Origin of the sequence: Myroides odoratimimus (assembly GCF_004337635.1) — a bacterium.
Classification (GTDB): Bacteria; Bacteroidota; Bacteroidia; order Flavobacteriales; family Flavobacteriaceae; genus Flavobacterium; species Flavobacterium odoratimimum.
Genome location: NZ_CP037427.1, coordinates 2,294,629 through 2,313,838, shown reverse-complemented (window position 1 = coordinate 2,313,838; position 19,210 = coordinate 2,294,629). Strand labels below are relative to the sequence as shown.

Genomic DNA, 19,210 nt, shown 5'->3' with positions numbered 1-19,210 from the left:
TAGTTAATTTACGGCTTGGAAGTTACCGCAAATTTCGTACTTGACCAAACAACTATCTTAATTGGTTTAACTCATGTAATTCTCTTATACGTTTCTTACTGATTTTACCTACACTTGTTTTAGGTATATCATCTACAAATACAAAGCGATCAGGGATAGCCCATTTATTGATAACTTGCTTATCAACATACTTTTGCATATGCTCTACTAAGTCTTTCTCCACAATCTCAACTCCCACTTTTGCTACAACTAATGCGAAAGGGCGTTCACCCCATTTATCATCAGGAATTCCAATGACTGCGGCATCTACCACACCTGGATAACTACTTATCATCTCTTCTAAAGCGAGTGAAGACATCCATTCACCTCCTGTTTTAATCACATCTTTAGAACGATCTACTATTTTCACATCATTGTTCTCATCAATCCAAGCTATATCGCCTGTATGCAAATACCCTCCGTCCCACAGTTCCTCACTCTTCTTTTTATCTTTATAATATCCCATGGTAAGATAAGGAGCTCTTACTACGATTTCTCCTAATGTTTTACCATCTTTAGGCACTTCTACTCCATCCTCATCTATTACTTTTAAATCCACTAGTAATGCAGCTCTACCCGTCCTTGTTCTAATCTCTAATTGAGACTCTAGATTATTTTGAATAGTCTCTAAAGATAAATAAGAAGTCGTTAATAATGGACAGGTTTCGGACATTCCATACCCTGTTACTACTGATATACCTCTTTCCATAGCTCTTCTTGCTAATGGCTTACTCAATGCCGATCCCCCTATTAATACACTCCAATTTGAAAAATCAATATCACTAGCAGCAGGGCTCGTCAATAACATATTTAATATCGTAGGTACACAATGTGATATCGTAGGTTTCTCTTTTCTAAAGATTTCTAAGAAACTCTGTGGTTCAAATCTACCAACATACACTTGTTTTAAACTTAATGCTGTCGCTACATAAGGAAGCCCCCAAGCATGCACATGGAACATTGGCGTTAAAGGTAAATACACATCTTTTGAGGTAATTTTAAACCCTTCATTCATCAGAGATAACACACTCATCTCTACCATCGTATGTAGCACTAACTGACGATGAGTGAAATATACTGCTTTAGGGTCACCTGTTGTACCTGTTGTATAGAATAAAGTAGCTACTGCTTCTTCAGAAAAATCAGGAAAATTATACTCTTTCGAAGAAGAAGTAACTAAGTCATCAAAGTATCCTTTAACATCTAAAACCGTCTTAACTTCATTAGTATGATCGCGAATAATGATAATCTGCTTTACAGTAGTCATTTTATCCTTGATCGATTCTACTATTGGTACAAAATCCTCATGCACAACTAATACCTCATCCTCTGCATGATTAATGGTATAAAGCATTTGTTCTGGCGCTAAACGCCAATTAATCGTATGCAATACATTCCCTGAAATAGGAACTGCAAAATAATTCATTAAGTAGCGATGACTATCATAATCTATAACGCCTACAACACTCCCTCCTTCTAAACCTAATTCTTGATATACATTACACAACTGCTTCACTCTACTATACAGTTCATAATAATCAAAGCGCTCTTGGTTCTTATAAACGATTTCATGTTTAGGATTCACACGAAGTGAATTCTCTAGCAAGTCTTTTATCAATAGTTGATAGGCATGAGCATTACTTGCTGATTCTATTGTTTTTATTTTCATTTGATTGTTTTTTAGTTGGTTTACTACAATATAGTAAAAAGTTTCAAAACTCACCCTACCAATCAATTACGAATCTTATATGATAATAAAAATAGATTATCCTAACCTGGAAACTAAACATAAAAAAAGCCTGTGAACATTTCTATCCTCAGGCTTTTAAAATTATATCATAGATCTCTCTTAGCTTCTCAGTGATGCAATGAATTCTTCAACATCAGCATCAAACGTTGTTTCTTGAATTAATTCAAGAGATAAGGTTGTCATCTTTTTAAAATGTGTTTTAGAGAAACTTCTTCCTCCAAAACTCTCTTTACAAAAATCTCCTATAATACCAAACACTCCGTTTACCTCTTCTAAAGTAACTTCTTTCTGATCTGCATATCTCCCTCTTAATACAGCAGCTCCTACATAAGCTCCAATCTTCACGACCAAGTCTGTATTTAGAATTTCCTTTTTATCAGCTAAATAAAATAACTCATCTAAATTATGATGTATTAGCGTTTTTATATCCATATTCTATACTTCTCTTATTTAAGCAAAGGTAAAAAGAAAAGTAGAGATATACTTAAACTTTAAGCATATCTCTACTTTATATTAACCCTATCATTCAATAAAAAAAGTGTTGAATTATCTTCAACACATTTAAATTTTATAATTCAATATTATACAATTTCATTTTATTGTACAATGTTTTTCTATCGATTCCTAATACTTGCGCAGCCTTAGTTTTATTAAACTTAACTTTTTCTAATGCAGTACGAATAGCCTGTTCTTCATTTCTAGAAGAGAACAACTTGAGATCATCCTCTGTTGTCTCATTTGTTGTATTTGCTTTAATCACTTCTGATTTTGGCACGAGAATCTCTTGTGGTAGTACATCTTTTTCTATAATCTCTCCACGGGTTAAAAGAACTGATCTTTTGATGATATTCTTCATCTCTCTTAAGTTTCCTGGCCAATCATAAGTTAAAAAGATACACTCTACCTCAGAAGAGAATTTCTTTACTTTTTTCTCAAGTTCAATATTAGACTCGTTTAAGAAATGCATCGCAAACATCAATATATCTGCACCTCTATCCGCTAATCTAGGAGCTACAATACCAAACTCATTTAAGCGATGATATAAATCCTCTCTAAATTCTCCTTCTCTTACAGCCTTTGGCAAATCCTCATTAGTTGCAGCGATAACTCTGATATCTACATCTATTTCATTACTACTTCCCACAGGTTTTACTTTGCGTTCTTGAAGCGCTCTTAATAGTTGTACCTGTACCTCATAAGATAAGTTACCTACCTCATCTAGGAATATAGTTCCTCCATTAGCAGCCTCAAAGTGTCCTACCTTATCGGTAACAGCTCCTGTAAAAGACCCCTTAATATGTCCAAAAAACTCACTAGAAGCCAAATCCTTAGGGATTGCACCACAATCTACTGCAATATATGGTTTATCCTTACGCTTGCTTTTTAAGTGAATAGAATGTGCTATATTTTCTTTACCTGTACCACTATCACCTATAATCAAAACAGACATATTAGTAGGTGCTACTAGATCAATGTATTCATGTAATTGTTTAGACACATTACTTTCGCCTCTTACATACTCTACCTCTTCCACTTGCTCTTCTGCATTCTCTACATCTTTTACTACAGTAGATTTAGTTTTTGATTTTAAAGGCTCACCACTTTCCACACTTGCTTTTCTTTCGAGAGCTTGTTTGATTGTCAACAGTATCTCATCTGGGTTTATTGGCTTTGCTACATAATCGAATGCTCCTAACTTCATTGCATTCACAGCTGTTTTAATTTCAGTATATCCTGTCATTAAAATAACTTGTGAAGTTCTACATTTTGATTTTATATATTTAAGTAATTCTAAACCATTACTATCAGGTAGTCTAACATCTGTAAGGACAATATCATAGCACTCTTCATCAATACACTGTTCTGCTTCTGTACTACTAAATGCATTCGAAACTATATACCCTTTTTTAGATAAAAAAGTTTTTAGCATTTCGCAGAAAGGAACATCATCATCTATAACCAGAATCTTGTGACTCATATTTTTATTTTTTATGTGCTTCTTGCAAATTTATACTTTTTATTATTCATTCCCAATTACGATATAAAATTAACCTATATAAACAGCAAAAGGGAGCCTAAGCTCCCTGTTCACCTGAAGATTTCTCTTCTTCACCTTACTAACGATCTAACTTGTTATCTCTCGATAACATAACTTTTAAATAAACACTTAAATTTTCTTTTTCAAAAGCAGGAAGTTTTTCAACTTCTTTACTTTTTTTATAACACCTTACTGTAATAGTATATATACAAAACCATGCCAAACCTAATAGGCATAAGACCTATTCATATATCTATTTTATATTCAACACATTATGCGAATTAAAAAAAAACTCCCCAACTTTCCACAATAGGAAAAGATGGGGAGTTTTTTGTGTATTGTTTCCACACATATTAGAAAGGATACCCAATAGCGAAGTTAAACATTAGGTTATCTTTTCGCCATCTACTACTTCCAAAATTGATATCATCTATTACCCAGCGTTCACCTGATGCATGATATGGTACGCGCAATGGAAATGCAAAATCAAAACGAAGAACTAAGAATGTAACATCAAATCGCAATCCTGCTCCTGCTCCAATTGCTAACTCATTTAAAAAGTCACCACTGAACTTACCTCCAGGTCGATCTGATACATCGTTTAGATTCCAGATATTCCCAGCATCAACAAACAATGCACCATGTACAATACTAAATAGTTTTTTTCGGTACTCTAAGTTCATTTCTAACAACATATCTCCCGATTGATCTGGTATAAATTTAGCATTGTTAATCTCTGGATTGAATGAACCTGGTCCTAAAGTACGTGCTCTAAACGCTCTAATACTATTTGACCCTCCTACATAAAACTGCTTTGTATAAGGCATTTGTTTAGAATTTCCATAAGCTATCCCTATACCTGCGTGTATTCTACTCACTAACTGTGAAGTTTTACTTAGTCTTAGGTAATGTCTAAAGTCGTGTTCTGTTTTTATATATTGACTAAATGGAACACCTATCAAACTTTTTTCCTTATCCTTATCCACATTAGCCCCCATTAATAATCCTGTGATATTAGCAGACAGATCTAATCCTCCACGATAGTATATTGTCCCTTTTTTAAATTTCTTACTAGTATTTGTATAAGTATAGGTATAAGTAGGACCAAAGGTCAGCTGCTTATCTAATACTCTCTCCAGCGACGGATTACCAGCTGCATACTCCTTATAGTAATCTGTGACATGCCCAGGTTTTACATAGTTAATATCAAATACTTTCAAATCATGCTCTCTAAAAGCACTCTCTTTCCAGAGATATCCCCAAGAAGCTTTAAAAGACTGCAATGAATACAATTGGCTACGTTCCAAATATTCTCCCCCAAGAATAGCACGTGTCTTAGGGATATAAGCACTAGTCGATTGTAGATTAAATGGAGATATAATCTTAGGCCAAGTCAGACTAGTTTCAAGACCTACCTTATATACATTATACCCATTATTAGCCGATGACATTTGGAAATCTGCCCCACCATAAGCAGACACAGAGAACACCTCAGCTCCTTTCATAAAGTTCTTATTGCTCCAGTTCAAGTTTAACTCTGCTCCATTATAACTAGCTGAGTTCATCTTCCCTAACAACTCAAGTCTAATAGCCTTAGGATTATCAGGAGTTAAGAAGTAATAAGCGTTTAATTTATGATTTAAACTATCTGATATCTCGAACTGATTCTTCACAAACTTAAAAACACCTAAACTCACTAACCTATTTAAAGATAAGTTATGATCATTTCTGTTATAGGTATCTCCATGTTTTAAGTGAATCGCTCTATCATAAATAGACGATTTAAACTTTCCTTTAGGATCTACTATTTTAAAATCTTTATATACTTGTGCTGAGTCAAGAGCCTGCATATAGTTCGTATCAGACAGCACATAATCAGAAAATATATAAATATTATCTATCGTATAAGGCTCTAATGCTAACTTAGGTGTATTCTCTTTAATCTTTAAAGCTAAGTCGACCTGATGATGTCCTACACTACTATCTACCTGCACTAATAAGTTATCTGCACTGAAGTAATAATATCCTTTATTTTTTAAATAATTATCAAATCTAGTACGTTCATCTTTAATAACATCTAAGTTATAAGCTCTTCCTTTTTTCAATCTTGTATAGGGCATCGCTTTAGACAGCTCTTGTTTGATACCTGTAGAATCCTTTGCAAAGGTAAACTCACGTATTTTATATTGCTCACCAGGGATTACCGTATACTCTGCTCCTTTCTTCTTATCACTTGGTTGAAGTGTATCATAAGTCACATCTACATTGAAGTACCCTTGATTCTCTAATCGATTAGATAGAATAGCCTTATTGTTCTCCATATCTACTTGATCGAATAATACAGGTGGTTCACCTAACTTGTTTCGCATCCATCGACGCACTTTATTACTTTTTTCTGGATCCCCTGCTAGGTTATAAAAAAATAATTTAGGATGCATACCTAACAGTGTCGCATTAGGAATAGGACGTAGCAAACCATGGAGTTCATCATTCATCTCAGACTTTTGAGACTTAGATAATGAATCACTGTTAATCACTATTTTCCCTCCAGAATACAGATACTCATCTTCTGCCAAATGACGAGTTGTGTTACATGAGAATATAAATAATAGTCCAAGACATCCCGCTAATCCATTATATATTTTACTCTGCTTTAGCTTCATCTCTTAATTGCTTTTTTAATTGTCTTTTATCTTTACTACGTTCAAATAATTCGCGGAATCTCTCATAACTCATCGTTATTATAAACCCGACTCCTGTCTCTACGATTTGTCCTTGAAGAGCTACTTCATAGCGGTTCTTTCTATACACTTTCATTAAGTATCTACCATCTTTTGACAAAGCATATTCTAATTCAATATCTCCTGCTATGTTAGCTGCCTGTTCATTCTGACGGGCATTTCCTTCTACTTCGAAACTACTTCCTACTGTTACTTTTAGTCGATCAGAGAATAAGCGTTTTGACACTGCTACATTTAAATCTGTTCTATTCTCTTTACTTCCTGAAGAATAATCTTCTGATGATTCTAAGTTAAAGTTAAGTTCTACACCTGCGATTAAGTTACCTGCTAAGTTATTCAATTGATCTGATAGTAATCTACTCACACTCTGTCTAGCCATAGACCCTGCACTCATTCCTCCTGCGCTACTCTCAAATGGATTCTCACCGATAAACCTATTTAATAACAACAACGCAAATACTTGCTTATTTAGTTCAGACTCATTCTGTCTTAACTGTTCTAACTTCGTCTTTGTATTGCTTAGCACATCTCCAGATACACTTGTAATTCCTTCTTTTAACTGTACATCAAAAGATATTTCAGGCTTCAGTAATTCGCCTTCCATCTTTAATAATGCTTGGAATGGTATCTTCTGCTTATACATATTTTGTTGTGTAGGAGATAGACTGCTTAGCTGATTTCCTAATAGATCTATTGGAGCTGTCTTCGTCTCATAGATTGCCGTTAAGTGAAGGTTAGCGTCTGTAGGGTCACCTGCCCAGATAATATAACTTCCTTTTTGAATCTCAAATTTTCTCTTCATCATGTTAAATGACAAATCATAAGAACCTTGAGAGAACTCATATCTTCCAGACAATGTTACTTTACCAGACGGATCAATCCCTCCTACTAAATCTGCTTCTCCTTTTAAGATAATTTTATCTCCACTTGACTTATCCATAATCATCGTAAAGCTAGCCTCTTTATCCACTTTAATCGAAACAGAAACATCTAATCCTTTCAACGCTGAGTTATTAAAATCCTCTTCGTACTTCTGCATTTCGGCCAATTGTAAACTATGCTGATCTACGAACTCCACAATACCTTCTCTATCTGCTATACTAGGATCTTCTTGTGGTAATACAAATGAGAAATCAGTCTTCTTACCTATCTCAATACCTCCAGTAACAACAGGCTTGTTTAAATCTCCTTTGATCTTTATATCACTATCAAAAACTAATTTACCATAATACATCTCATTATCTTTAGATGTAGAGTTCACTGCTTTAAAATCAACTGCCTTAATACTCAGATTAAAAGCAAAATCTTGATATGACTTAGTAAGTACCTGACCATCTACCACTAATATATTTCCATCTGTATCTGTGATACTAAACTTATCTAATTCTATTCCTCTGTTTGTAAAAGAAATCTTTTCGTTAATCTTTCTAAAATCAGCATTTAAATCATTCACATGGAATCCAATATCATTAAAGTTCATAGCTCCTAATATTTTAGGATCTGTAAACTTGCCTCCTATTTTTAGATTACCTGAGAAAAACCCTTCTGCCTTAGACAACTGATCTTTTGCAAAATACTCTATCGCTGCCATTTGGAACTTAGCCAAGTTCACATTCATATCCACCTCCTGAGTATCAGCATCAGCCCATCCGTCTATAGACATCTTATTCTCACCTCCTTGTAAAGTAATATCTGTTATAAACTTACTCGCACTCTCATTCTTCACTCCGACATGTAAGTCACCTAACCCTATCTCCATCACCTGTAACTTAGAAATGTCAATATCTGATATAAATCTAAAGTCTGTAGCTAAATCTTTTAAATACACCTCACCGTCAATAAATCCACTAGCCAACAGAACATCTTTCTTAACCATCTTAGTCAACATCTCAATACTAAAATCATTAAACAATATTCTCATTGGACTATTGGCTACTTCGTCCTTAGACTCAATAACTAAAGCACTATCCTCATGTGATAATTTAAAGTCCTTCACATAAAACCCTTCCGGTTTTAATACAAATCTATTCTCTGGTTTGACTGCCCACTTTTGATAATCCAGTATAAAACCATCTGGATATAATCTTGCTATCATATCTCCATCCTCAGCACGAACATCTCCAGCGATAAGATAACACACAGCATCTAATTTATCCTTTAAGCTCAGATTATAACTAATCGTATTATCTTTTATTCCCCCTTCTAATGATACTCTTCTAAGCGCCACACTAGCATTCGCCACTCTTTCTACGGACAGCCCATAAGTTAATGCTTCATTGACAGGTTTTAATTCTAAGGCAATATTATTAATCTCATTTTCTCCGTAGATTACTAAGGGTATCAATCCTTTTAAACTGATATAATCAGTACTCGCATCATACTTACCTGACACCTCTATTGGTTTTAATTCTTTTAGATCAGGTACCACAGAGTGAATAACCGAACTCTCCTTAACCAAGAGTTTATACGTAAAGTAGTTTTTATCTTGCTCCTTTTCCTCTGCTCCATTTTGTTCAGTTACAGTCTTTGTAGCAATTTCTTTTTTAGGCTCTTCTATTGCATAATAGACATCTATTGTCTTCATTAATTCATCTGCTAGTTGAGTGATTTTATACTCTCCTTGCATATTGAAGTCTATTAGTTCAGAAGTCAGTCCTAATGATCTATGAGTATTCTTACTCGTCGCAACTATCTCTATCGGTTGTAGATTATATGCTCTAGAAGCAGACATATAGGACAATCCTCTTAAAGACACTGTACCATCCAGATCATCAGGCATAATATTAGCTAACTTCCCTTCTATCGTTCCTTTAAAACTAGCCGGAGCTTCTTCTATACTTAATTTATATAAATCAATATTTTTAAAATCAGCCAATAAGTCTAAGCTAATTCCCTTATCCGTCCACAGCCCACTAGCATCTAATGCAAAGTTTAGATTAGGATCATTGTTAATAGAATGAACAGTATATTTCCCATCCTCAATGGCTCCATCTAGTTCAATATTGTTATAACTATACCCGCTATACTCTGCTTTTACAACATTGATATTTCCTTTTGCGTTTATATTTTTTGGATCTAGTCCTATCCCACTTACAGAAGCAGACATCGATAGTGTACCGATAGAATCATTCTTTAAGATTTGACCTAATTTTAGTTCAGCGATATTTGCTATTAAAGAATACTTCTCTTTCCCTTTTATGCGTTGATCGAAGAATGCTTTTACATCTGCATTACCAGAAGTCGTTTTAAGGGCTAATTGAGACTGTATCGTCTTCATCCCTCCCTTTACATTACCTGATAGTGATAAATGCGAAGGAATCTCTATATTCGTTGGCAGCACGCCTTTTGGAGCGATGCTAAAGATATCCTTAGCAGAAGTCTGAAATTTATTCAGTTTTAAATCTACTATAGCTTTTTCAGGAGTAGTCGCTCCTTTTATATTCCCAACCACATTGATCGTTGTAGACTGTAATCCAGTCAATAAAAACTGTTCAATAGACAAATCACCTACTACACCTTTTGCTTTAATGTCTACAGCTAAATTTTTATTCGTTAAACTTGTTAATCCAGCTTCTTCAAAAATAGTAGGCATAGCTAGATATACATCTCTTAACCCTAAATGAGACTCTTTGATTAGAACATCCACAGAAGTATCCTCTAGGTGCTCTGACAGCTTATTCACATCTTTATAATTCAATGTTACATTAGCGTCAAACTTAGAGTTAGGGGTTTCTAAAATGAAGTCTTTAATGAAAGTAGTTTGATCACCGTATAGAAAATAGGTCTTGAACTTATCTACTTGTAATCCGCTCTTTTCTTTAAAAGAAAACCCTTCTAAGTTTCCTCTTATCACATTAGGCGAAAACTGAAAATCTTTTAAATCAAAGTTGATATCTGTAAAAGCGATATGATTAGGGTCTAACCCAAAAGTCAATGCCTTAACGTTATCATTGTCAAACTTTACATCAATAGAGTTTAAAGCAAACTCCTTTATCCCTAGCTTCCATGGAGCAGATTCATCCACTACAGGAGCAGTCTCCTCTTCTGTTACGGGTGGTGTTGCCTTAATAGTTGTAGGAAATAAATGAACAACAGCCTTAGTATCATCTAAACGGATCTCTTTTAAATCAATCTGTTGATTCTTTAAATCAATTTGCTCAAATGTAGTTTTAAAAGCTCCTAATGCAAGATTAGCATATAACTTGCTCTCCTTATCCTCAAAAACGATATTACTATCTGTCCACTCTATAGTACCTAAATCCACTATAGGCATCACAGAAGTATTTGACTCTTCCTCTATCGGCTTTACCACTAACTGTGCTGCCTCAATAGAAGCCTGAGAAGGCAATTCTTTTTTATAATTTAAGTCTATTCCTGCAATTGCAATCTTAGGAATAGCAAATTTCATCTCCTCTAAATCAAATTGCTTAAAACGCGTAATAAATCTCTTTAACCCAAATGATACGTGATGACCATCATAATCATCATTATACTTCACCTGGATATCGCTAAGGCTTATCTCACCTACATCTATAGTCATAGAACTACTGTCCTCTTTATCCTCCTCTTCCTCTGAAGCGAAGGCTTCGATGATATAATCAAAGTTAAAGCGTCCTAGACTATCGCGTTTAATATCTGTCTTTAGTCCATCTAACTGAACACTATTGACATTGACAGAGCTCTTCAGGAGGGCAAATAAACTAATATCTACACCTAGATAATTAGTATATAACAAAGTATCCTTCTGTTGAGACTCAACATAAAGGTTCTTAACTACTATTTTTTTTGGAAAGGCAATCTCTATCCTATCTAAGGACACAGGGGTACCTATCTTATCCTGTACAAAGGTGATTGCAAAATCCTTCACCTTATTCTGGACAGCAGGTATCTGTATCGCAACGATAAGAAGTAGTAATATTAGAAATAAACTAAGTAAGAACCAGCCCAGTACCTTACCTATTTTAATTGTTATCTTCTTCAAAACAAATTTTTTATACAAAAATAACAAAAATCGTACCTCTCCAACAATGATATTCAAAGGAAAAGGAAAAAACTTTAGGGCAAAAAAAATCTCCAACACGGAGATCTACAATTAAGAAAAAAATGGCAAGCTACCTACATCGCACCGCTACAACCTCGGACCTTTGCTGCGTTCCCACCCTGGAGGATTAAGAGGGAGCTGGTCGTGTAGGACTTGCCACTGCAAATATACAACGGTTTTTTATTTTTCCAAGCTTTTTCAACTATTCGCATTAGATTTGTATATTGTATCAAATTAAAAAATGACAATGAAAAAATATAACATTCTAGTTCCGTTAGCATTAGGAGTAGCTTTTATAAGCTGTTCAAACAAAAAAAATTTAGAAAAAAATGTTTTATCTATTGATACTACTCATCTAAAACAGCTATATAAGGGAAATGAAGACATAAAACTGAGTCTAAAAACTACCGAAAATGCGCAAGTAGACTCTGTAATTTATTACTTCAACGACAAAAAAGTAGGTGCTTCTATCAAAAATGAGGTGTTAAATCTAAACTTAGGTGAACAAAAGTTAGGTAAAACAACGATTAAAGCTGTTGCTTATGCTGAAAATTCGAATAAAGAATTCACAACTAATATAGAAATAACAGCTCCTAAAGAACCTGCTTTTTACAGCTATAAATTAGTAAACACTTATCCTCATGATCAAGAAGCCTATACACAAGGTCTAGAATTTCACAATGGTATTTTATATGAAAGTACAGGTAATGGCGAAGGTGGAGGAACAACGAACACGGGAAGAGGAACAGGTAAGAAAGGAATCTCTAGTGTACGCCAAGTAGATTATAAAACAGGTAAAGTCATCAAGATTCACAAACAACCAATGGATATCTTTGGTGAAGGGTGTACTATCCTTAATGGTAAACTATACCAACTAACTTATCAAAACAATGAAGCTTATGTATTCAATGCAGAAACATTAGCACAGGAGAAAACACTTCCTTATTTTCAGAAGATGGAAGGATGGGGACTTACGAATGATGGTAAGCACCTGTATATGACATCAGGTTCTGAGTTTATCTATAAACTAGATCCAGAAACATTTAAAGAAATAGACAGAGTAAGCGTATATACAGATAAGAATGTTATACCTCTAGCTAATGAATTAGAATGGGTAGATGGTAAGATATATGCTAACTTCTATGGACAGAATGCAGTAGCAGTAATCAATCCTCAAACAGGAGCAATCGAAGCTGTTATAGACTTCAGCGAATTACTAAACCTAACTACATATCACGAAGACAGAGATGTAATGAACGGTATCGCTTATAACCCACAAACTAAGACATTCTTCCTAACAGGTAAAAACTGGGACAAAATGTTCGAAGTACAGATTATTAAATAATTTAGGGAACTGAATAAAGGGAACAGAGAACTAGAAACAGAAAACTGGGAACTGGAAACTGGGAACAGGGAACCATAAACTGAAAACAGAAAACAGGGAACAGAGAACTGGAAACAGAAAACTGGAAACAGGGAACCATAAACTGAAAACTGGAAACAGGGAACCATAAACTGAAAACTGGAAACAGGGAACCATAAACTGAAAACAAAAAATGCTGACCATGGTCAGCATTTTTTATTATATGAATTTTATTCTTCTTCCCAATAATCACTACCAAAGCCAATCCTAAGAAAATCTAATTGTTCATTATATATAAAGTGAATTCCATGCTCTGCCTCCCAATAACAATCGTTGTAGTGAATAAAAACAAGTTGTTCATTGGCGTTTAATACTATTCTTACACTATTAGGTGGCGCAACTAATTGCCATAATAATGCTCTATTCTCATTAGCTATTTCTAATACAAAATCCTTTTCATACTCCTCATTATAGTCTTGCCAAGCTACATTAAAAGATTCCTCCAAAGCGCTCATAACAGCTACATAAATCTCATTTTTATTCTTCTGCTCATATTTCTTTATACAATTTATTATTCTCGCCTCCATCCCTTCTATTGCAAATAATTCTTCTTGTATGGAGATACGACACCCTCGACGAATTCCCCATACTAATGAAGATATAAAACGAGTACTTACCCATTCATAAACATCTTCACTAAAATAAAATTCTAAATCTAAATCGAGTGATTTATACTCCGTCTTTATAGGAGTTCTACTGTCATTTGAGTCTCTTGAAACCCAATTCCCATCTACAGTAAACAGTACTGATAAATGGGTATCAAAGCCTGAAACATCAAATTTAATAGACCATTCTTCTACATCTTCATCCAATAAAACGATAATTTCCACATCTAAACAATCCCAAAGTTGCTGAGGAGATATACCCTCTACTGGTGTAGTGTAAATATATTTTTGTTTATCAAAAGCATACCCCTTCTTTAGTATTAATTGATGATATAAGTAAGTAGTAAACCTTTCAAAATCGACCTCCCATTGTTCAGAAAAAACTTGTTCAACAAATGAATCTACTTGGCTAATTAACTGATTGTTTTCACTTAAGAAATAGCTATCCAAAATAACATCAATAAAAATGCTATCTGCTATTTGTAGTTTATTCTCAAACTTCCAACTTGCAAATTGGATAGGAATCAAATTCCCCAAATACTTAGAATACGTCATATACTATTGATTAATATGATAGACTAAACGGTTTCACAAAAAAACACCTTAACAAACAAACACCTTCCCAAAAATCCTCTACTCATAGAGACTCACCCCATTTACATCAGTAGTCAGTACATCTGACATATAGTCAAACAGTGGTCTCATCGCTATAAATGTCTTGATTACTTCCTCTTTAAAACTAGGTGCTAATACCTCTTTATCGGTGAACGAACGCATCACGAGATACTGTTTCTTGCGCAACAAGTCAATAGCGGGATGCTCCTTGTCAAATCCCTTAGGAGCTGTCTTTAGTTCCTCCCCTTGTAATTCTCCAAAATACTGTTGGAATTGCTCCTCTGCTATAATCTCACGAAGTTCACTATCGTCCATAGCGATCTCCTTGCGGATACGCAATAAATCTTCCTTATTAGGCTCCCAAAAACCACCTCCTACAAAACTTCTACCTGGCTCTATATTCACATAATATCCTCCTCTAAGCATCGGTTTAGTACGTCCTAAATGCAATCCAAAATAAGTCTTATAAGGCGTCTTGTCCTTCGAGAAGCGCACATCTCTATAAATACGATGTACATGTAATAGATCTATACTATCATGCTGTAACATCTCATCGTGTACTACTTTAAAAAAAGCCTTCACCTCAGCGAATAACTTATCGAATTCTGGCTTATGATCTGCAAACCAAGGTTTATTATTATTCTGACTTAACGTCACTAAGAAGTCTATATGTTCTTTTTTTAACTGTTTCATACTTTATTTTTTAATTCTTGCCAATGAGCCACTTTCTCTTGAAAGCTCATTCTTGCATTTGCTCCACTCGGCGAAGGTAAAGTTAGTAAAGATACTCCCTCTATCTGCCCTATGTATTTGTCAAAATATTGTCTTGCCTTTTGGCTAGAGAAGACGATTGTACGGATATTGGGATATTCTATCAGTAATCCCTTGATATCGTTAGCTTCTTCTGCTGTGATATCACTGTCTAAGCTACTCTTGCGTTCACAAGACTGCAAGACATCCCATAAGGCTATCCCCTTTCGCTGAAGCAAATCGAGCTTATCCTTATACACATCACTATACTCTTCTCGAAAAACACTAAATAATATCTTCCAAAACACATTCTGCTTATTGCCGTAATACTCCTGAAAGTCTAACGATTTAATACTCGGCATCGTACCCAATATCAACACTTTAGCCTCATCAAACACCACAGGTTTAAAAGAATGTATTCTACTCACTTCACTCATATCCCAAAGATATTAATTTTTATCTCAACGAAATAACTATCAATTCTTTACTGCCTATTTTGCTATAATTTAGAACAATTTCCTAAACTTCATTTTATTTAAAAATTGTTTTAGAGCTCACTCCCTATTTTTGATAAGCACAGTCTTCCTTCTACAACAACACACTAAAAAAAGCATTTCATTTTTTTTATTTTTCACTAAAAAAGCGTTCTAAAAATGGCTCTTAAATATTTTATATACTCACTTTTTTTCAAAAACACCCTAAAAACAGCTTCTATCACATCAATATTTTAAAAAAGAGGTACATTTTTTTTAGTACCTAAAAATAATTAATACACTAATTACCAACACATTAAATCAAAACAACATCAAATCCGTTAAAGTAGTAAACAGCTCTTAACCCTAGTAAATACAAGCCTTATTTTGATTTCCTTCGACAATACATGGACAATAACCCGAGAATAGTGGACTACAGAGGTTGTTTGTCCAAGAAATATTCTTTTACTCTCCTCCTATTCTCCTCTGATCTGCTACAAAAATTCACTGAATATTCTACTTCAAATAAAATTGAATTAACCCCATATAAAAAGTAAATTGCCTCAAGAGCATTTCTAAATTTACTTCTGAAAGAATGAATATACTTCCCTCTAAACCGAGTGCTTATAGATGTGCTTGTCTATACGCCAAAGGAGATAGACCTGTAGATTTTTTAAAATAACGACAGAAGCTAGTCGCATCTAAGAAATGAAGCTCTTCAGCTATTGTGTAGATAGGTTTATCCGTTGCGATAAGATAAGACTGCGCTTGAGTGAGTACTAGTTCATTAATAATCGCAGACACTGTCTTGCCCGTCTGCCTGCGTACCAAAGTCGTTAGGTATTTAGGATTGAGCTTTAGTTGATCAGCGTAGAACTGTACTGTGCGCTCAGTTAAATAATACTGATGAACCAAATTATACAGTCTAAAAACAGTTGTTTCTTTCTTCGAACTTGGTTTCAACTTCACCTCATCTTGTTCATAAAATCGGTTGATATGAGCGATTAAAGAATACAGTAAATACTTCATCGCATCAGCATAAAACACAGATATGTCTGTACTGCGATTAGCCAGCAACAACTGGTAGTAATCTATAAACACTTTTTGATTTCCCTCATTCAGATGAATAATAGGATGTCTGACCAACTCGTTTAAAAACTGATAATTAGTAGGTAGAATAAGATCCTTTATACTATCCAGATCAAACAGCACACATAGATACTTCCCCTTACTTTCTGTAGTAGGAATAGAGAACAAACGCTGTGGAAATACTGTCAATAGAGAACCTACAGAGAACATCTCTGTTTGGTTGTCAACTTTGAGCTCATTACTTCCCTCCATACAATAAGACAACAATATTCCTTTCTCTCTATATGCGGTAGTAGAGAATAAAGAAGGAATAATACGATCCGATGTTATAATCTGAATAGGGAAATGCTGACTCATCACACAGTAGTTAATAAGTCAAAGTTAACAATAAAAACAACTTATTGCACATTTATAAAACAATACTGTCAATAGATAAACGAGGTCTTATTCAGAACTTTGCAGCAAATAAAAAAGAAATATGATCAGTAAATCAGTAATTATAAAAGATACATCTTATACCTTATATATCAACTATCAAGATGATGAACAAAAACGAAAAGAGTTCAATAGAATGTGTCAGGAGGTATGGGAGTTCGACTTCGAAGGATACTACCAATCGGGATATTGGGGAGAGGATTGTATCGTGTTTTCTTTATTCCAAGAAGATAAAATAGTAGCACATACAACTTTAAGCCTATTCGAAATAACGAAAGATAATAAAACGTATAAAACAGGACAATTAGGTACTGTAATGACAGACCCAGCCTATCAAAATAACGGTTTATCAAGATTCTTATTAGAATATATAGAAGCAGAATATAAAGACATCGTAACAGGTTACTTTTTGTTTGCAAATGATACAGTACTGGACTTCTACCCAAAATTTGGGTATGTACCTGTAGAAGAGTATCAAGCAACACTAAAGGTGAATACAAAACCTTCTACTCTATCGAGTTTAGAGAAATTAGATTTAGACAATCCTACATCGCTTGCTCTATTTGAAGAATATGTCAAAAATGGATATACCTATAATAGGCTAAATACTAAAAATGTAGGGTTGGCTTTCTTTTATTGTTATGCTAATTTAGATTTTGGTTTTAAAAACTCTATTTACTACAGCAAAACATTGGATGCCATTATTTTCTATGAGCAAGAAGAAAGCGAACTGACAATCTATTCTATTTATCAAAGAGATCACAATGTCAAACAACTCGATGCGATAATAGATGCATGTTGTACAGAAGAGACACAGACTATCTATTTTGCGTTTAGCCCTGAGATAGAACAAGCTACTTATAGCTTATATAAAGAAGATGACGATATCACGCTGATGGTGACAGAAGAGCTAATAGACTTATTCTTTGATCAGAAGACCATGGTAGCTTCGCTATCACATACATAAATTCTAAGTAGTTAGTAATAAATAAGAAAGGCAGTATGAAATATTAACGTACTGCCTTTGTGTTTTATTAATACTTTACTACTAGAACATCTTGCGCTTGTAAGATAGCCATAGCATTCATTTCTTTCAATCTGTGCTGATGAACATATCTCAATACTTCAGACAAAAAGTTCATACTAATCTGTATAGCTTCTTCTATCGTACGACCTTTCGTTAGCTGTGCAGAGAGTGTTCCTGTGAATAAATCTCCTGTCCCTACTACTTCTACAGGTATATTATCAGCATAAAAATGAGTCAACTTACCTTCATTAATCAAGATGACTTCTACTTGATGATTAATATTCTCTTTCATTTCGGCTGTAGTCAAAACAATGGTTTTAGAAGACAATACCTCATCTGTCTGTACTGCTTCTAGTAGTTCTTGCTCATTAGTTATACACTTACCTAAAAGATATTCTAATTCGAAGTGATTAGGAGTTAAGATATCACTTAGCGCTAATAATCGCTCTTTAGAATAATCTGCCTGCTCTTTAGGTATATACAGCCCGTCTGTACGCGTATCTCCAAATACGGGATCATAGATATAGGTGATGGTATGCTGTGCTTTTAATTGCTTAATGAACTGCGCTGTTGCATCTATTATCTCTTTGCTCTTTAAGTATCCACTTACTACATACTGCGTAAGTTGTGCTGTGTTAATTTCTAATACTCCACGAGCCAGCTTTTCGAATAATTCTTTAGGTACAGCCTCTCCATAATATACGGGTTTGTCTGTGTGACTTGATAAAAGAATGGTAGGCATCGCTACACAATTAATTCCGTGAAGCTGTATAGCAAAACTAGCTGAGTTATTCCCCACATACCCAGTAGAAACAGTACTCTGTATGGATATAATATGAGGTTCTATTGTGTTATTTGTCATGATAATGAAATGAGAAAACACTTCTATACTCTTGTCTATTTACTTCCATAAGACAAGGAAAATATACATCTGTGCTTCTTAAATTATTTTTGACAAAAATACAACTATAATCAGCAAGCGAGATAGTCCAGTTTAAAGAAAATTGATTAAACCCAGAATCAGTGATAGACAGATAAACGAAAAGTAATTATACAAAATAGCTCTGAATTAGTGATACAAGCATACTATAGTATGGTTTTAGAGCTAATGAAAGAGATATGAAGTAGAATTGCTTTGTAGTATTTGGCTAACGCTTATTCTGGGTTAAAATAATACCAATAAA

General features: G+C 34.3%; 12 protein-coding genes and 1 other RNA gene. 2 read left to right on the top strand and 11 right to left on the bottom strand.

The window, feature by feature from the left end:
* Positions 1-52: 52 nt before the first annotated feature.
* The 6 genes from E0Z07_RS10540 to ffs form a co-directional block, all read right to left on the bottom strand.
* Positions 53-1,708: a fatty acid--CoA ligase gene (locus tag E0Z07_RS10540; protein ID WP_006260829.1), complete on the bottom strand. Its 1,656-nt coding sequence runs from the start codon at positions 1,706-1,708 to the stop codon at positions 53-55.
* A gap of 180 nt (positions 1,709-1,888) precedes the next feature.
* The gene (locus tag E0Z07_RS10535) at positions 1,889-2,221 is read right to left on the bottom strand and encodes a hypothetical protein (RefSeq protein ID WP_006256743.1); all 333 of its coding nucleotides are present in this window, start codon (positions 2,219-2,221) and stop codon (positions 1,889-1,891) included.
* 136 nt (positions 2,222-2,357) lie between these two features.
* A complete protein-coding gene (locus tag E0Z07_RS10530; RefSeq protein ID WP_006260828.1) occupies positions 2,358-3,767 on the bottom strand; it encodes a sigma-54-dependent transcriptional regulator in 1,410 nt (469 codons plus the stop codon).
* 413 nt (positions 3,768-4,180) lie between these two features.
* Positions 4,181-6,490: a translocation and assembly module lipoprotein TamL gene (gene tamL / locus E0Z07_RS10525; RefSeq protein ID WP_006260827.1), complete on the bottom strand. Its 2,310-nt coding sequence runs from the start codon at positions 6,488-6,490 to the stop codon at positions 4,181-4,183.
* On the bottom strand, positions 6,471-11,549 hold the full coding sequence (locus tag E0Z07_RS10520; protein ID WP_131540722.1) for a translocation/assembly module TamB domain-containing protein: 5,079 nt from the start codon (positions 11,547-11,549) through the stop codon (positions 6,471-6,473). Before E0Z07_RS10520 ends, tamL begins: the two co-directional genes overlap by 20 nt.
* A gap of 120 nt (positions 11,550-11,669) precedes the next feature.
* An RNA gene (gene ffs / locus E0Z07_RS10515) (signal recognition particle sRNA small type) lies at positions 11,670-11,768 on the bottom strand.
* An 88-nt stretch (positions 11,769-11,856) separates the two neighbouring features.
* Between ffs and E0Z07_RS10510 the strand changes: the two genes are divergently transcribed.
* On the top strand, positions 11,857-12,954 hold the full coding sequence (locus E0Z07_RS10510) for a glutaminyl-peptide cyclotransferase (protein ID WP_016649679.1): 1,098 nt from the start codon (positions 11,857-11,859) through the stop codon (positions 12,952-12,954).
* 248 nt (positions 12,955-13,202) lie between these two features.
* Here E0Z07_RS10510 and E0Z07_RS10505 read toward each other — a convergent pair whose 3' ends face one another.
* The 4 genes from E0Z07_RS10505 to E0Z07_RS10490 all read right to left on the bottom strand — a co-directional run bounded on the left by E0Z07_RS10505 (position 13,203) and on the right by E0Z07_RS10490 (position 16,921).
* Positions 13,203-14,192, bottom strand: a complete 990-nt coding sequence (locus tag E0Z07_RS10505; RefSeq protein WP_131540721.1) for a DUF6985 domain-containing protein — start codon at positions 14,190-14,192, stop codon at positions 13,203-13,205.
* A gap of 78 nt (positions 14,193-14,270) precedes the next feature.
* Entirely contained in the window at positions 14,271-14,945 is a 675-nt protein-coding gene (locus E0Z07_RS10500) for a DUF2461 domain-containing protein (protein ID WP_006266662.1), read from the bottom strand.
* On the bottom strand, positions 14,942-15,439 hold the full coding sequence (locus tag E0Z07_RS10495) for a DNA-deoxyinosine glycosylase (protein ID WP_006256752.1): 498 nt from the start codon (positions 15,437-15,439) through the stop codon (positions 14,942-14,944). Before E0Z07_RS10495 ends, E0Z07_RS10500 begins: the two co-directional genes overlap by 4 nt.
* Positions 15,440-16,099: 660 nt before the next feature.
* Entirely contained in the window at positions 16,100-16,921 is an 822-nt protein-coding gene (locus E0Z07_RS10490) for a helix-turn-helix domain-containing protein (RefSeq protein ID WP_131540720.1), read from the bottom strand.
* Between the two features lie 121 nt (positions 16,922-17,042).
* Here E0Z07_RS10490 and E0Z07_RS10485 point away from each other — a divergent pair, with 121 nt between their 5' ends.
* Positions 17,043-17,966: a GNAT family N-acetyltransferase gene (locus tag E0Z07_RS10485; protein WP_131540719.1), complete on the top strand. Its 924-nt coding sequence runs from the start codon at positions 17,043-17,045 to the stop codon at positions 17,964-17,966.
* Positions 17,967-18,033: 67 nt separating this feature from the next.
* Here the strand turns inward: E0Z07_RS10485 and pdxY are convergent, their stop codons facing one another.
* Positions 18,034-18,888, bottom strand: coding sequence for a pyridoxal kinase (gene pdxY, locus E0Z07_RS10480; RefSeq protein WP_131540718.1), 855 nt, complete (start codon positions 18,886-18,888; stop codon positions 18,034-18,036).
* Positions 18,889-19,210: the final 322 nt, after the last annotated feature.

Excerpts from the sequence above, each read along its gene's own strand:
- E0Z07_RS10540 (WP_006260829.1), bottom strand. The coding sequence starts at position 1,708 with ATGAAAATAAAAACAATAGAATCAGCAAGTAATGCTCATGCCTATCAA.
- E0Z07_RS10535 (WP_006256743.1), bottom strand. The coding sequence starts at position 2,221 with ATGGATATAAAAACGCTAATACATCATAATTTAGATGAGTTATTTTAT.
- E0Z07_RS10530 (WP_006260828.1), bottom strand. The coding sequence starts at position 3,767 with ATGAGTCACAAGATTCTGGTTATAGATGATGATGTTCCTTTCTGCGAA.
- tamL (WP_006260827.1), bottom strand. The coding sequence starts at position 6,490 with ATGAAGCTAAAGCAGAGTAAAATATATAATGGATTAGCGGGATGTCTT.
- E0Z07_RS10510 (WP_016649679.1), top strand. The coding sequence starts at position 11,857 with ATGAAAAAATATAACATTCTAGTTCCGTTAGCATTAGGAGTAGCTTTT.
- E0Z07_RS10505 (WP_131540721.1), bottom strand. The coding sequence starts at position 14,192 with ATGACGTATTCTAAGTATTTGGGGAATTTGATTCCTATCCAATTTGCA.
- E0Z07_RS10500 (WP_006266662.1), bottom strand. The coding sequence starts at position 14,945 with ATGAAACAGTTAAAAAAAGAACATATAGACTTCTTAGTGACGTTAAGT.
- E0Z07_RS10495 (WP_006256752.1), bottom strand. The coding sequence starts at position 15,439 with ATGAGTGAAGTGAGTAGAATACATTCTTTTAAACCTGTGGTGTTTGAT.
- E0Z07_RS10490 (WP_131540720.1), bottom strand. The coding sequence starts at position 16,921 with ATGAGTCAGCATTTCCCTATTCAGATTATAACATCGGATCGTATTATT.
- E0Z07_RS10485 (WP_131540719.1), top strand. The coding sequence starts at position 17,043 with ATGATCAGTAAATCAGTAATTATAAAAGATACATCTTATACCTTATAT.
- pdxY (WP_131540718.1), bottom strand. The coding sequence starts at position 18,888 with ATGACAAATAACACAATAGAACCTCATATTATATCCATACAGAGTACT.